Annotated in this window: 14 protein-coding genes and 1 tRNA gene; 8 read left to right on the forward strand and 7 right to left on the reverse strand. The window is 52.2% G+C overall.

The features are described from left to right. The first annotated feature begins 20 nt into the window (after positions 1-20). From BP727_RS07420 to BP727_RS07435, 4 genes are read left to right on the forward strand one after another with little or no spacing between them, the layout of a single operon-like run. Positions 21-338, forward strand: coding sequence for a hypothetical protein (locus tag BP727_RS07420; RefSeq protein ID WP_286858114.1), 318 nt, complete (start codon positions 21-23; stop codon positions 336-338). A 4-nt stretch (positions 339-342) separates the two neighbouring features. Next, entirely contained in the window at positions 343-765 is a 423-nt protein-coding gene (locus BP727_RS07425) for a hypothetical protein (RefSeq protein WP_286858116.1), read from the forward strand. Continuing rightward, the gene (gene cbiQ / locus BP727_RS07430) at positions 762-1,511 is read left to right on the forward strand and encodes a cobalt ECF transporter T component CbiQ (protein ID WP_286858118.1); all 750 of its coding nucleotides are present in this window, start codon (positions 762-764) and stop codon (positions 1,509-1,511) included. Before BP727_RS07425 ends, cbiQ begins: the two co-directional genes overlap by 4 nt. A gap of 38 nt (positions 1,512-1,549) precedes the next feature. Continuing rightward, entirely contained in the window at positions 1,550-2,380 is an 831-nt protein-coding gene (locus BP727_RS07435) for an energy-coupling factor ABC transporter ATP-binding protein (protein ID WP_013719968.1), read from the forward strand. A gap of 193 nt (positions 2,381-2,573) precedes the next feature. Here BP727_RS07435 and BP727_RS07440 read toward each other — a convergent pair whose 3' ends face one another. The 4 genes from BP727_RS07440 to BP727_RS07455 all read right to left on the reverse strand — a co-directional run bounded on the left by BP727_RS07440 (position 2,574) and on the right by BP727_RS07455 (position 6,249). Next, a complete protein-coding gene (locus BP727_RS07440; RefSeq protein ID WP_273270707.1) occupies positions 2,574-3,314 on the reverse strand; it encodes a hypothetical protein in 741 nt (246 codons plus the stop codon). A 368-nt stretch (positions 3,315-3,682) separates the two neighbouring features. Further along, a complete protein-coding gene (locus tag BP727_RS07445) occupies positions 3,683-4,549 on the reverse strand; it encodes a DUF4198 domain-containing protein (RefSeq protein WP_157863791.1) in 867 nt (288 codons plus the stop codon). A 516-nt stretch (positions 4,550-5,065) separates the two neighbouring features. Beyond that, a complete protein-coding gene (locus tag BP727_RS07450; protein ID WP_286858121.1) occupies positions 5,066-5,803 on the reverse strand; it encodes a hypothetical protein in 738 nt (245 codons plus the stop codon). 371 nt (positions 5,804-6,174) lie between these two features. Further along, a tRNA-Met gene (locus BP727_RS07455) sits at positions 6,175-6,249 on the reverse strand. A gap of 266 nt (positions 6,250-6,515) precedes the next feature. Here BP727_RS07455 and rnhB point away from each other — a divergent pair. The 4 genes from rnhB to BP727_RS07475 all read left to right on the forward strand — a co-directional run bounded on the left by rnhB (position 6,516) and on the right by BP727_RS07475 (position 11,338). Continuing rightward, entirely contained in the window at positions 6,516-7,148 is a 633-nt protein-coding gene (gene rnhB / locus BP727_RS07460) for a ribonuclease HII (protein ID WP_013719972.1), read from the forward strand. 35 nt (positions 7,149-7,183) lie between these two features. Beyond that, on the forward strand, positions 7,184-8,329 hold the full coding sequence (locus tag BP727_RS07465) for a pyridoxal-phosphate-dependent aminotransferase family protein (protein WP_013719973.1): 1,146 nt from the start codon (positions 7,184-7,186) through the stop codon (positions 8,327-8,329). Positions 8,330-8,795: 466 nt separating this feature from the next. After that, the gene (locus BP727_RS07470; RefSeq protein ID WP_013719974.1) at positions 8,796-10,148 is read left to right on the forward strand and encodes a TrpB-like pyridoxal phosphate-dependent enzyme; all 1,353 of its coding nucleotides are present in this window, start codon (positions 8,796-8,798) and stop codon (positions 10,146-10,148) included. 65 nt (positions 10,149-10,213) lie between these two features. Then, positions 10,214-11,338 (forward strand): ATP-NAD kinase family protein, encoded by a 1,125-nt coding sequence (locus BP727_RS07475; protein WP_273271788.1) that lies wholly within the window; start codon positions 10,214-10,216, stop codon positions 11,336-11,338. A gap of 10 nt (positions 11,339-11,348) precedes the next feature. On the opposite strand, the gene BP727_RS07480 is transcribed toward BP727_RS07475, so the two are convergent. Genes BP727_RS07480 through BP727_RS07490 form a run of 3 tightly spaced genes read right to left on the reverse strand, consistent with a single transcriptional unit; the run spans position 11,349 to position 13,630 of the window. After that, positions 11,349-11,552 (reverse strand): hypothetical protein, encoded by a 204-nt coding sequence (locus BP727_RS07480; RefSeq protein WP_048132363.1) that lies wholly within the window; start codon positions 11,550-11,552, stop codon positions 11,349-11,351. Then, positions 11,545-12,240, reverse strand: a complete 696-nt coding sequence (locus BP727_RS07485) for a V-type ATP synthase subunit D (RefSeq protein WP_013719976.1) — start codon at positions 12,238-12,240, stop codon at positions 11,545-11,547. Before BP727_RS07485 ends, BP727_RS07480 begins: the two co-directional genes overlap by 8 nt. A gap of 4 nt (positions 12,241-12,244) precedes the next feature. Next, on the reverse strand, positions 12,245-13,630 hold the full coding sequence (locus BP727_RS07490) for a V-type ATP synthase subunit B (protein WP_013719977.1): 1,386 nt from the start codon (positions 13,628-13,630) through the stop codon (positions 12,245-12,247). Between the last annotated feature and the right edge of the window lie 5 nt (positions 13,631-13,635).

The raw sequence follows: 13,635 nt of genomic DNA on the forward strand, positions 1-13,635 counted from the left end.
GATTATGGAGGTAAATTGATATGAGGTGGATACTAGCTGTGATTATTGCCGCCCTGCTCCTGGCAGGAGCGGCCAGTGCTCACAGGATGTTTGTGGGCCAGCAGATAACCCTGGACCTTTTCGTCTTCTATGACGATGGCAGCCCGGCAGCCAATGCTGAGGTGAAGCTCTATCAGGAGGGAGCCCTTTTTGCCCAAAACGTCACCGATGCAACAGGGAGGTTTACCTTCACTCTTCCGGGAAAAGGAACGGGAGACTGGAGCTATGAGGTCGAGGGAGGAGGACATACTGAGAAGGGATCCATTATCATCAATAATACCCTCGCAAAAAGCAGGTGATGGCATGAAGGCTCGATTAGTCCTGATTCTCCTTCTTTTCCTTTTGACCTTAAATACTTCTTGCGGCCATAGGATGATGATGGGCTATCAGGTAAACGAGATTCAGGTGACCGCCCTATATGACGATGGAACCCCTGCAGGAGGAGTAGAGATCGAGGTTCAAAGCGACGGCAAGGCCATAGAAAAGGGGGTGACGGACGATGAGGGTGCCTATGTCCTCCGCCCCAGCAAGGGAACTGGAGATCTCAGGTTTGTGAGCTACTCTGCCGGACATAAGGCAGAGCTGGAGCTTGACCTGGAGCAGAAGGAAGCGGAAGAGCAGATCTCACGGCCACTCCGAGCAGCGGCAGGCATTGGCTATCTGCTGGGGATCGCAGGATTGTCAATGATCTTCATATCCAGAAAGAGAAGCCAGAAGAAAGCATGAGCATCTTCGACCCGGAAAGGTACTCTGACCTCGATTCTCCCTTGCACCGCTGGGAGACGCGAGCCAAACTCATATCCCTTTTTATGCTGCTCATCTCCATTGTAATTGCGGGAGGGATCGGTCAGGCCCTGGCTGGGCTGATAGTATCGATGCTGTTGGTCCTTATATCTGGGCTTCCTTTGAGTCATGTCCTGAGATTCATGAAGTGGCCTTTCCTATTCCTTCTCCCCTTGCTGGTCATCCTTCCCATCGCCGCTGGAGGGGATAACCTGTTTAGCTACCATATTCTGACTGTCAGCCGTCAGGGTCTGCAACTCGGAGTGCTGTTCATGATCAGGGGAATTGCCGCCGCCCTGCTTGCCCTGATTATGGTGGGAACAGCTCCATTCAATGTGAACATCAATGCCCTGAGGAGCCTTGGCATGCCCGGCCCTCTCACTCAGATCTTCCTATTCGCCTATCGCTATATCTTCCTCTTCTACGATGATCTGCAGACCATGAGAAGGTCTCTTGCCTCCAAGGGATTTGAGATGAGGTCATCTGCCAGATCCGCTCGCATCCTTGCGGTGTCTGTGGCAATGCTTCTCATCAGGAGCTATGAACGATCGGAGGATGTCTTCAATGCCATGCTCTCTCGTGGCTACCAGGGAAGATTGCCCTCTGGCCAGAAGATGATGATCAAAGGCGATGATCTGCTCAAGGGCTTTTTGGTCATCGCTGCAGCTCTCATTATACAATACGTCTAATGACTCTCATTTGATCGGCGATATTGGCAGGTATTACGATGAATCAAAAAATGGCCATAGAGGTTGAGAACCTCAGCTACAGCTACTCTGATGGAACGCGTGCCCTGAATCAAGTCAGCTTCTCCCTGGCAGAAGGTGAATCCTTGGCGATTCTCGGGCCCAATGGAGCAGGCAAGTCCACATTGCTGCTTCACTTGAATGGACTATTGAGGGGGCAGGGAAAGGTCAGGATCAGGAATAAAGAGATAGGCGATGAGAGCCTGAGATGGGTTCGAAGCCAGGTGGGAATGGTCTTTCAGGACCCGGATGATCAGCTCTTCATGTCCCGTCTGGAGGAGGATGTGGCCTTCGGTCCGACGAATATGGAATTATCCCAAAAGGAGGTGGACGAGAGAGTGCAGTGGGCACTGAAATGCGTTGGCCTTTCCGACCAGGCGGCAAAGGTGCCTCATCACCTGAGCTTCGGCCAGAGGAAGAGAGCCGCTTTTGCCACCGTCCTGTCCATGAGGCCACCGGTGTTGGTCCTGGATGAGCCCACCTCGAACCTGGATCCCCGTTCCAGGATGGAGATGGTCTCCCTTATCCGAGAGCAGCAGAGGAATGGGACGGCCATTATCACCGCCACCCATGATGTAAACCTTGTACCCCTGCTGGCGGACAGGGTTCTTCTCCTCAATAGGAGCATTGTGGCAGAGGGCAGTGTTCATCAGATCATGAGCAGGAGGGATTTGATGGATGATCTGGGCCTGGAGATGCCCATCCTTGCTGATCTATTCGAGACTCTGCAGGAGGAGGGCCTGTATTCCGGTGCCATTCCCTTTAAAAAAGGTGAGGCCATTGGGACTATAAGAGAGATGCTCCATCGATGAGATAGGCAGCAGACCTCGGATACGATCTTCATGGGCCAGGGCATCCCATCTTACTGGCCCAAAAAACCCCGCCCCGCTCCCCACAAGCACGGCGGCCTGACCGGAGAGCTATGATGAAGTGTGGAGGAGTGGGGCAAATCTGAGCAGGCTTCCATTAGGAATAGGAAACGCAGATACCAAAGCTGGTTGTTGCTCAAGGCGTCTTCTCGCTCATCCATGTCCTTATTTTATCAGAATTGATTTGCATCTCCTTTGCCAGAAGCGTCATGTTATTGTATACAGCCGAGGATTGACTGAAGATGACTGCCGTCTCATTATGCAATAAATAAGTGCGGTTTTGGCTCTCGATTGCCTGACCAGCGCTTTTTGCAGATGCATTGGCATAATCTCTGGCTTGCTCCATCATAGACTCTGTCCGGCTCGCATTTCCTTCTACCTCCTTAGAGAGTGCCAGCGTCTTTCTGCAAGCCTCATCAGTCATATTGAACAGGCCTCCTGCCCGAACGGCATTTGTGGCAGAGACATCTGCCCAGGATTCTGCTTTTACCAGTTGGGATTGGATATTTTTCTCCGCCTCGTTCATCTCCGCCAACAAGGATTTTGCCTCGCCATATGCCGCTTTTGCTTCATCTCTGGCAGATAAAGACTCATTTCTGGCAGCTACAGACTCGTCTTTGGCTCTAGCAGCCTCATCCATTAAGTTCTTAGCTTGAGTGATCATAATATTAGGGCTCAGGGCCATTGGCTGGGGAATGCTGGGCGCTACGAAACCGGACCTGGTAAACTGGTAGTTCTGGCCGGGCACCCTTGCACCCGCATCGAGATTTATGACCTGGTCTCTGATTCCGCTTCCCAGATAGATGCAATCCGATCCAACAGACGGCCAGGACAGTACGAGGAGCATCAGAATTGATACCGCGATTTTGCTATTCATGCAAGCTATCACTCCAATTTTGCTAGGTTTTTCTTTTTGCCTCTCCTCCTGACGAACCACGCATTGAGGAACCAGACCAGGAGAGGATGGTCTTTGAGGAAGAGTCCGGCCTGGCAACTCTGGCCGGAGCCCAACGACAGATAGACGACGGTAAAGGAGGTCAATGTGCTTTGTCGCTATTCGGTGAGTTAGGATAATACTGGTTAATAAACTTTTTGTTTTTAGTAGCAATAAGAGGGATATTTCGGATTCTGATTGGAATTGATTTCTCTGGATGGCGGTACAGGCCTCTCAAGAAAGAAAGACCAGGGAGAATGGCATAAGCCACCAAAAAAGAGAAAAGGAGGACCAGCAAATAGTCCACTGGATCAAAAGTCGGTTCTCAGGACCACGGTCGCCCTGTAGACAGGACCTACATACGACTTCTCATTGGAGGCCTCACCTCTGGGTGCGTCCCTCACCTCTACCACCCTGGTGTCCATGAGCGTATCGGCAACAACCACCCACTCGCTCAGCTCATCTGTGCTGGACAGATTGAGCATCGCCTTTCCCTCTGCATCGGTCGTGCCTCTTATCTTCGTATCATCGCCAACCTTCTGAGCGATCAGTTCCAGGTCGCTGAAAGGCTGGCCCTGATATAAAACCTGGAACTCGAAGTCGCCATTGCCCACTTCTGTGATATTGGTGAGGGGAATGATCTCCAGGATCTGTCCCACTGGCTTTGAGGCTATGGAGTAATCAGATTCTGGACCGGCAATGAATGATTTGCCATAGGTGTGGAGGGGATAAGACCTCTCGACATACCAGTCCTTGGCCCAGCCGGTCTTGTTGATGGCGTCAAAGTCGATCTCATCTACTATTCCCGCCTCCCAGTATCCAATCGCCGGGGGATTGGTGATGATGTGAGTCCAGGCTCCACCGCCGTTATAGGAGGTTATGACATACAATCCCGGATGCTCAACGTCGAAGCTGAATATGGGCCAGTTGCCCATGGTATCGCTCTTCTCATTGAGGATATGATCGATCACGCCGCCATCCTGTCTGATTACGGTCAGGTTGGTCAATCCCTCCGGCATCTCTGTGGAGGAGGTATTATGACCGGCGGCCACAGGGAGCATGGCTGTATCTCCTAAATTCGCAAAGCCGGATATGGGCCTGACGAAAATCTGATGCGCATCCACCGCAGCCGAGGAAAATAGCATTAGCAGCACAGCTATCAGCAATAGTCTTCTCATATATTGTACACCGATCTGATTTAGCGCTTCACTATACTTAAGCTTTGCTACAAATTCCAAAAAACCTCATCTTAAGTCATATTAAATATCTATATGGTGAACGCCCCCCACCCTAAACACTCATGGGCCTCAGGACTGGAGCCATACGAGGCAAATAAAAAGCAAGATCTATCGACATCTTAATCTTGTTTTCATGGAAAAGACGGGGGCTTCCCGCTTCGTCCTTCGCAACCCTACAGGTTAAATGGCTCCTCGCTATGTGGTATGGGTGAACATAAATCGGAAAAACTCTATGTCTCCGTGCCTTCTGTGGTGAACCGCTATGCTCTGACTCAACCACAGAGGCGCAGAGGAACAGAGGTTATAATCTCTGCCGGGCCTGATCCACATAATTCAGCGAAGAGCCGGTTAAATAGATTCCCTGAATCCTGTTTAAGATTCTCTTAAATTATCAGGAAAAGCAAACTAAACTACTGCATTAAAAAAAAAAGAGCGATTGCGCTCGCTCTATGCCAATTAAGCTGCGTTCAGCCACCTGTCTATTCCAATGGCCCAAGCAATATCGTTGTCGGAACTGCTCCAATACTCGCTGTTGATCTTCTTCTGGTATTCCTTTAAAGCAGCCTTATTGTCCAGGCCGGCTTGCGGGCCCATGCTGGTCTTGGGTACGCCGAAGATGGATGCCAGATAATCTCCGCCAGCCTCTCCTGCCAAGTAGCCTGTATCTACTATTGTCGGGGTAGTACCCAATGCATCTATCATCACTGTATTGCTAGCTGCCCCATCCATAATGAAGGAGACCTGATAGCTTCCAGGTGCATCAGCATATAGCTGAAGCTGGCTGGTGGGGAAGAGGAGGCAGTTGAAATCATATCTCTGCCCGTTGGGATGGTAGACGACAAAGGTTCCCTGACCTTCCTTGGTAGAGATGGCCAACAGATTCACCAATGAGCCCTGGGGTACAATGGCATATTGTGACCAGCTCGTTGCTCCAGCAATCCATAGGGAATTGCTGACTGCTGCGGGTTGATATGCAGAGTAGTCAACCTTCTGCATCGCTGTGCCTAAATAGACATATGCAGGTGCATTGCTCGTCAGATCAACCTGCACGGGAACTGTGAGCAGAGAGGTTGGCACAGATCCCATAATCGATCCATAGTATTCATTGAATGGGGCTGAGTTATCAAAATTGGCCAATGTGCCGCCTTGTTGGCTGTTTAATGCCACAGCTTCCGCTCCATTAGCTCCAGACATAAATGCAAATAGAATAAATGTCATTAAGGCCGAAGATAGCCAGTCAATTTTCATATTTCATCCTCCAAAGATTGATTACAGCTGGTACAATTAATTCCAAGTATATCTATTTTGCCTAATATTGCCAGGTATTAGAATAGTTAAACCTATGATATTTATATGCTTTTCGCTATTAAATACTTAAATAATTTTTTAATTAACAAATACATTAAAATGCATGGGGCAAATTTTCCGGGAGGGAGCATGAGATGCTCATCAATTGCTGCCGCTGGCAAGATTGATCGGTGCCAGCCCTCCCTTATCATGAAATATCTGCAATTGAAGGGGAATTAGAATGATTTTCTGCAGGACGAGAACGATGGCAAAAGTGATAGCGGGGAGTAGATTTGAACTACTGGTCTACGGGTTATGAGCCCGTCGGGATATCCTGACTACCCTACCCCGCTTCATATGGGACATACTCAGTGATTTATACTTGCTTATAAGGCTTGCGTATAGAAGCCATCGCCATTTGCCTGGATAGGCCCATATGGAGGATCGTCCTGCCCTCACTTCTCTTGAATTGTCCTCACCTACCGATGCCGTTCAGAATAGGCGAGGATAGATTAGGGGCTGGATTTGCTGTCTGCCACTGGTTGGCAATCATCTGCCTGCCGGGATACGTTAATCTGAGACTCGTTTACTTAATGTATCACCTGTTCAATCATCTTTTATGCTGCTGATGGGCGCAGACGAGGCAGGAAAAGGGCCTGTTATTGGTTCCATGTTCGTCGCTGGACTGGTGATCGATGAGGAGAGGTTTTTTGACCTGGCTGTTCTGGGGGTGAAAGACTCCAAGATGCTCTCGCCAGCGAAGAGGGAGGCTCTGGCAAGGAAGATCACCACCATTGCTACCGATCAATACATTCTAGAGGTCAGGGCGGAGGTGATCGACGAACTGCGCCTGGTTATGACCATGAATGATATCATGGTGAGAAGCTTCTCCCAGGTGGTGGGACGACTGCATGCCGATAGGGCGATTCTCGATGCCGCTGATGTTAATGCGGAGAGGTTTGCCCAGGCAGTTCGCAATCATTCAAAAACCAGCATGGATCTGATCGCAGAGCATAAGGCAGACCAGAGGCATCATGTAGTCTCTGCCGCCTCAATTCTGGCCAAGGTACGCAGGGACCGGTCCATGCGGGAGCTGGAGAACGAGATGCACTGCAAGATCGGGAGTGGATATCCTCATGATCGCGATACTATCGCCTTTCTCTCGGAGTGGGTTCGAGAGAATAAAGACCTCCCGCCCTGCGCCAGGCATAGCTGGACAACGGCGCAACGCATCAAAGCTAGTTTTATATAGGCCGCCTGAAATCAAGATGCCTAAGAAGGGATCAAATGGATATAGAGGATACTTTGCTCATGATTCCAGGGCCGGTCAAGGTCGCACCCCGAGTGTTGCGCGCCATGTCCAAGCCCATGATCAGCCATAGAAGCGGCGAGTTCGGAGCCATTTACAGCGAGTGCGCCGAACTGCTCAAGGAGTTCTTCCAGACCAAGAACCAGATCGCGATAATGACCGGCAGCGGAACGCTGGGCATGGATGCGGCCGTAGCAGGCATCATCGGTCATGAGGATAAGATAGTCACCATATCCAATGGCAAGTTCGGCGAGCGATTCACTGAGATCGGCGAGCGATATGGCAAGTGCGTGCCCGTGAAGTTCGACTGGGGCATGCCATTTGATCTGGATAGAGTCGAGGCTGCCCTGGAAGAGGGGGCCAAAGCGGTAGCCATGGTCCATAATGAGACCTCAGTAGGCCTGACCAACCCCGCGAAAGAGGTGGGAAGGCTGGCGAAGAAGTACGATGCGGTGTTCATAGTAGACGGCATATCCTCCATCGGCGGCAATGAGTTCCTCACCGATGAGTGGAACATTGACATCGCCATCACCGGCTCGCAGAAGGCTCTGGCTGTGCCCCCGGGCCTGGCGGTGGTATCCGTCTCCCCCAGGGCAGAGGAGAGGTTCCTTGCCCAGAGCGCAAGCTACTATGCCGACCTGAAGGCCCATCTGAAGAGCGCGAGAAAGAGCCCGGCTCAAACTCCGTTCACCCCAGCAGTGCCACTGTTCTTCGCCATGCAGGAGGCCTTGCATATGGCGGCGGAGGAGGGATTTGCCGCCCGGAGAGAGAGAGCAGCAAAACAGGCGGAATCGGTTCGATCTGCTGCCAAGGCGCTGGGGATAGAGCTCTTCCCCCAGACCAATGAAAACTCTCATTACTCCAATACAGTGACAGCTATGAAGATGCCTGAGGGCGTGAGCGATGACAAGCTGCGCGGCGGCATGAAGAAGAAAGGAGTCATCGTCTCCGGAGGCCAAGAGCAGCTAAAGGGCAAGATCTTCCGCATCGGTACCATGGGAGTCTGCTCTAGCGGCGACCTCTTGAGGACTATTCAGACCCTGGAGCTGATCCTGCTCAAAGAGGGCAATATCCACTCCTGCGGCGTAGGAGTGGAGGCGATGAGCAGAGTGCTGGACAGCTGATTGCTCTGCACTAAAATTTTTTTTGGTCGAAGATCAAGGCCTACCACAAGGATATTAGCCTGCCAATTCGTGCTCTGGCAGATAGAGCTATCACTTCCTGGGCCATTATCAGATATCTTGAAGAGAAAAGCATACTTCTACCATCTGGCAGAGAAAACGGGAAGCATAGCACGAAAGCGATTTCCCGGATCTGGATCCACATGAGCTGCTTGCGGAATCCTGGGTGGCCATTCATTAACAATGCTTGAGAGCAGAGGACCTGAAGCTCATGGCTGAAGAAGGCCAAAGTGATCTGATCTCCCTTCAGAAACCTTCTCCTCTAGGGCAAGGATTGGGGAGATCAGGCAAAATCTATTCAGACCATTTCAAAGCATTTAAATAATGACGCGTGGAAACCATCGATGTACATCAGACAGCATCTCAGCACAACGATGGAGTGCGCTAGCATAAAGATGGAGTGTCCCAGATGAAGATCAAGTACTTGCTCGACGAGGAAGAGATACCCAAAAAGTGGTACAACGTAGCCGCAGATATGCCAACGCCCTTGAAACCGCCTTTGAATCCAGGAACGCTCAAGCCGCTGACTGCCCAGGATATGGAAGCGATCTTTCCCAAAGCGCTTATCCAGCAGGAGATGAGCACTGAGCGCTGGATAGATATCCCAGAGGAGGTACGCGAGATCCTCAAGCTATGGAGGCCCACTCCCCTTTATCGGGCCGCTTCCCTGGAGAAGGCGCTCAAGACCCCTGCAAAGATATACTATAAATATGAGGGTGTGAGCCCCGCCGGTAGCCATAAGCCAAATACCGCTATCCCTCAGGCCTACTACAATATGAAGGAGGGAATAGAGAGGCTGGCGACGGAGACCGGAGCCGGGCAGTGGGGCTCGGCCCTAAGCCTGGCCACCTGTTTATTCGGCCTGCAGTGCACAGTCTATATGGTCAGATCAAGCTTCGATAGCAAGCCCTACCGCAAGAGCGCCATGCGAGTCTGGGGCGCTGAATGCCTATCTAGCCCCTCGGACCGGACGAACTTCGGCCGGCAGATTAGGGAAAAGATGCCTGACACGCCGGGAAGCCTGGGAATAGCCATATCTGAGGCGGTGGAGGATGCAGCAAGCCATGATAACACCAACTATTCATTGGGATCGGTCCTAAACCATGTCCTGCTCCACCAGACCATCGAGGGCCAGGAGCTGAAAAAGCAGTTCGATATGACTGAGGACTATCCCGATGTGATGTTCGGCTGCTGCGGTGGAGGGAGCAACTTCCCAGGAATGGTCTTCCCCTTCATTCCCGATAAACTAAAGGACAAAAAGGACCTGAGAATGGTAGCCTGCGAGCCCACAGCCTGCCCTACCCTTACTGAAGGTCTCTTTGCTTATGACTACGGCGATACCGCAGGCATGGCGCCGGTGATCATGATGTACACCCTGGGCCATGATTTCATTCCACCGGGCATTCACGCAGGCGGCCTGCGCTACCATGGAGATGCACCACTGCTCAGCAATCTGGTGCACGACGGCCTGATCGAGGCCACTGCTCTGCAGCAGACTGAGGTCTTCGAGGCGGCCACCCTCTTCGCCCGCACTGAGGGCATAATCCCCGCCCCAGAATCTGCCCATGCTATCAAGCCGGCCATAGACGAGGCCCTTAACTGCAGGAAGACCGGAGAAGAGAAGGTCATCTTCATCTCCCTGAGCGGCCACGGCCACTTCGATCTGTCATCCTATGATGCCTATAACGATGGCAAGCTGGTGGACTATGTATATCCCGCCGAATTGGTCAAGCAGTCCCTGGCCAAGCTGCCTAAACCCTGATCCAAAGAAGGAAAAAGCGCGAAGAAGCAAGATTGAGCAAGAATTGAGAGGAAGAGCAAGACATAATGGCAGCCGGTAAAGGGCGCATTGGCTTTCTGGTCAATCCCATTGCCGGCATGGGCGGGCCGGTAGGCCTCAAAGGGACGGACGGGCTGGCAGAGGAGGCAATAGCTATGGGAGCTAGGCCCAGGGCGATGGAGAGGGCCAGAGCGTGCCTTGATCTCCTTTCCAAAGAGAGGGATGCCATTCTCTTTTTTACTGCCAGCGGCTCTATGGGCGAAAGCTGTCTAGAAGAGTGCGGCCTGGACTATAAGGTGGTATATTCCGCTTTGCCCGTCACCAGCTCCAGGGACACCATCAGGACTTGCCAGGCTTTTTTGGATGAGGGGGTGGATCTCATTTTATTTTGTGGCGGCGATGGCACCGCCCGGGACGTGGCGGGAATAGCAGGCAGCACCCCTATACTTGCAATTCCAGCTGGTGTAAAGATGCATTCCGGGGTATTTGCCGCCAGCCCACAGGCAGCAGCTGATTTGGTGATACGATTTCTAAATGGAGAGCTGAATCTAAGGGATACGGAGATCGTGGATGTGGACGAGGAGCTCTATCGTGCAGGGATTCTCCAGACAAAGCTGTATGCTCTGGCCAAGACTCCCTACCTCCCCGTTCTGGTAGCGGAGCGAAAAAGGATCTATAGCTCAGACCAGGAGGATGAGTTCAAAGATCAGATCGCCTTATTCGCCAGCGAGTTCATGAGAGATGGCTCAGCTTATATAATCGGAGCAGGAACCACTACCAGCCGGATAGCGGATATCCTTGGTCTGGAGAAGACCCTTCTGGGGGTGGATGTGGTCAAGGACGGAAGGCTGATGATCACGGATGCTTCTGAGCAGGACCTTCTGGAGCTGCTTGACCGAGAGACCAGGGTCATGATCATCATCTCTCCCATAGGAGCGCAGGGTTTCATACTGGGCAGAGGAAATCAGCAGCTGAGCGCTGAGGTGATCCGCAGGGTGGGCATAGATAAGCTGATAATCATCTCCACCCCTCATAAGCTGGCTGAGATACCCTATCTCTTGGTGGATACAGGAGACGAGGATCTGGATGAATCTCTGGCCGGAATGAGGCAGGTGGTGACTGGCTATAGAATTGCTCAGATGAAGGATACCCTAGCAGCTTCCAGACTGTAGAGTGATATGTTTAACTCGCGCTGGTGAAGTGCTCCCAGGCCTGAATTATATACTCACCATAGAGTAGCCAGATCAGCACAAATATCCCAAAAATAACGTAGAGGTTGGTGATATACACCAACCACTGCAGAAGACGCATCTTCTTCTCAGGCGTCCCAAACCAGTCTTCAGATTTTCGCTCAAACCAGTTGCCCATTGCTTCAGGTTTACGCATCAGCCATGGCAGCGGCTGCAATCTCCGCTTCCTTCTTGGCCAGTTCTGCTGCGGCTTTCCTCTCGGACTTGCCCTTGAGCATCTTCATCTTGACCAGATTGTCCCTTTCCATCTCCTCCAGGGCCATGGAGATGAACTTGATGGTTAGCTTGAGGTCAGGAACCACCTTGAACTCCAGAGCATTGACACGCCTCTTAGTGCTATCGATATCCTCGACGAGCCTTATCATGGCGGTCTCTACCTCTGCAGCCAGGATGATCTTATCCAGCAGGACCTCATAGGCATCCGCAGCTTCATCAATTGCAGCACTGGTCCCAATTACGCCGTAGCCTCGCTCGTACATCTTCTTCTGCACGGCTTCAGCCTCGATCTTGGGAACCACTACGCCCATGATGTTTCGGGACTCGAGCTGGATGGTTGGCTCTTTTTGCAGGGAGTAGGCCACGCTTCCGATGGCAACTGTTCCCTCGATGGCCATGGCCATTTGAAGCCTCTGCTCAGCTATGAGCAGAGCTTCGACCAGCTCTTTCCGGACTGTCTTGGCCTTATTCAGCACCTCGAAGAACTCGATCATGAGGCCGTCTCGCTTCATTTTGAGGAGCGAGTGGCCAGTTTGAGCTACCTTCATTCGTTTCTTGAGAGCGATCAGGACCGCCCTGGTCGGTTTCGTTCCAGGAATTACGGGCATGATCTCACTTCTTCGCCGTGCTTGCGTACTTGGGATGATACTGCTTGATGTATTTGTCGTCAATCCTGGTGAGCATTGCTTCCGGAAGGTCGGCCAGGAGATCCCATCCGATCTGGAGGGTCTCGAATATGGACCTATCCTCATCTCTGCTCTGGTTGACGAATCTTCTCTCGAACTTGTCGGCGAACTCCAGGACCAATTTATCGCGTTCAGAGAGAGCCTCTTTGCCCACGATAGCCGCCAGGCCGCGCAGATCATTGCCCTCTGCATAATAAGCATAGAGCTGATCGGACACTGCTCTGTGATCCTCTCGAGTATGGCCTTTTCCGATACCGGAGTTCATCAGCCGGCTTAAGCTAGGCCTTATGTCAACGGGCGGATAGATGCCCTTTCTGTGCAGCTCTCGGGAGATGAGGATCTGACCCTCGGTGATGTATCCGGACAGGTCCGGAATGGGGTGGGTGATGTCGTCGCCGGGCATGGTCAGGATGGGGAACTGGGTGATGGATCCCTTCTTGCCCTTGATGATCCCTGCTCTCTCGTACTGGCAGGCCAGGTCGGTGTACATGTAACCTGGGTAGCCACGTCGTCCGGGCACCTCTTCACGAGCAGCACCCATCTGTCTGAGCGACTCGCAATAGTTGGTCATGTCGGTGTAGATGATGAGCACGTGCATGTCCAGATCGAATGCCAGGTACTCGGCGGTGGTCAGCCCCAGCCTGGGGGTGAGAATCCTCTCCACAGCCGGGTCATCGGCCAGGTTGAGGAAAACGACTGCTCTCTCCAGAGCGCCAGTTCTCTCGAAGTCAGCCAGGAAGTGCTGAGCCTCTTCGTTGGTGATGCCCATGGCGCAGAAGATAACTGCGAAGGACTCGGCCTCACCAAGGGCCTTGGCTTGCCTGGCGATCTGCAGAGCAAGATCGTTGTGAGGCAGACCAGCGCCCGAGAAGATGGGCAGCTTCTGGCCGCGCACCAGGGTATTTGTGCCATCGATAGTTGAGATGCCCGTCTGGATAAATGCACGAGGCTTCTCACGGGAAGCTGGATTGATGGCAGCTCCTGCAATATCTCTCAATACATCGGGTACGATCTCAGGGCCGCCGTCTCTGGGCTTTCCAGATCCGGACAGAACGCGTCCCACGATGGCGGGAGACAATGGCATCTTGATGACGTCTCCGGTGAAACTGACGGCAGAATCCTTGGACAGACCACCGGTTCCCTCGAATATCTGAATAACCACGATGTCATCAGAGGAATCCAGCACCTGTCCTCTTTTCAGATCTCCGCCAGTTCTGATTTCGACGAGCTCCATGTAGCCCACTGGCTCGGTCTTCTCCACGAAGATGAGTGGTCCGGAGATCTCAGTAATCGTCTTGTATTCCTTTGTCATTTTGA

The organism is Methanosaeta sp. UBA356 (assembly GCF_002496465.1).
Classification (GTDB): Archaea; Halobacteriota; Methanosarcinia; order Methanotrichales; family Methanotrichaceae; genus Methanothrix; species Methanothrix soehngenii.

Bases quoted from the DNA above. Each gene is read 5' to 3' on its own strand.
- BP727_RS07420 (WP_286858114.1), top strand. From the start codon at position 21: ATGAGGTGGATACTAGCTGTGATTATTGCCGCCCTGCTCCTGGCAGGA.
- BP727_RS07425 (WP_286858116.1), top strand. From the start codon at position 343: ATGAAGGCTCGATTAGTCCTGATTCTCCTTCTTTTCCTTTTGACCTTA.
- cbiQ (WP_286858118.1), top strand. From the start codon at position 762: ATGAGCATCTTCGACCCGGAAAGGTACTCTGACCTCGATTCTCCCTTG.
- BP727_RS07435 (WP_013719968.1), top strand. From the start codon at position 1,550: ATGAATCAAAAAATGGCCATAGAGGTTGAGAACCTCAGCTACAGCTAC.
- BP727_RS07440 (WP_273270707.1), bottom strand. From the start codon at position 3,314: ATGAATAGCAAAATCGCGGTATCAATTCTGATGCTCCTCGTACTGTCC.
- BP727_RS07445 (WP_157863791.1), bottom strand. From the start codon at position 4,549: ATGAGAAGACTATTGCTGATAGCTGTGCTGCTAATGCTATTTTCCTCG.
- BP727_RS07450 (WP_286858121.1), bottom strand. From the start codon at position 5,803: ATGTCTGGAGCTAATGGAGCGGAAGCTGTGGCATTAAACAGCCAACAA.
- rnhB (WP_013719972.1), top strand. From the start codon at position 6,516: ATGCTGCTGATGGGCGCAGACGAGGCAGGAAAAGGGCCTGTTATTGGT.
- BP727_RS07465 (WP_013719973.1), top strand. From the start codon at position 7,184: ATGGATATAGAGGATACTTTGCTCATGATTCCAGGGCCGGTCAAGGTC.
- BP727_RS07470 (WP_013719974.1), top strand. From the start codon at position 8,796: ATGAAGATCAAGTACTTGCTCGACGAGGAAGAGATACCCAAAAAGTGG.
- BP727_RS07475 (WP_273271788.1), top strand. From the start codon at position 10,214: ATGGCAGCCGGTAAAGGGCGCATTGGCTTTCTGGTCAATCCCATTGCC.
- BP727_RS07480 (WP_048132363.1), bottom strand. From the start codon at position 11,552: ATGCGTAAACCTGAAGCAATGGGCAACTGGTTTGAGCGAAAATCTGAA.
- BP727_RS07485 (WP_013719976.1), bottom strand. From the start codon at position 12,240: ATGCCCGTAATTCCTGGAACGAAACCGACCAGGGCGGTCCTGATCGCT.
- BP727_RS07490 (WP_013719977.1), bottom strand. From the start codon at position 13,630: ATGACAAAGGAATACAAGACGATTACTGAGATCTCCGGACCACTCATC.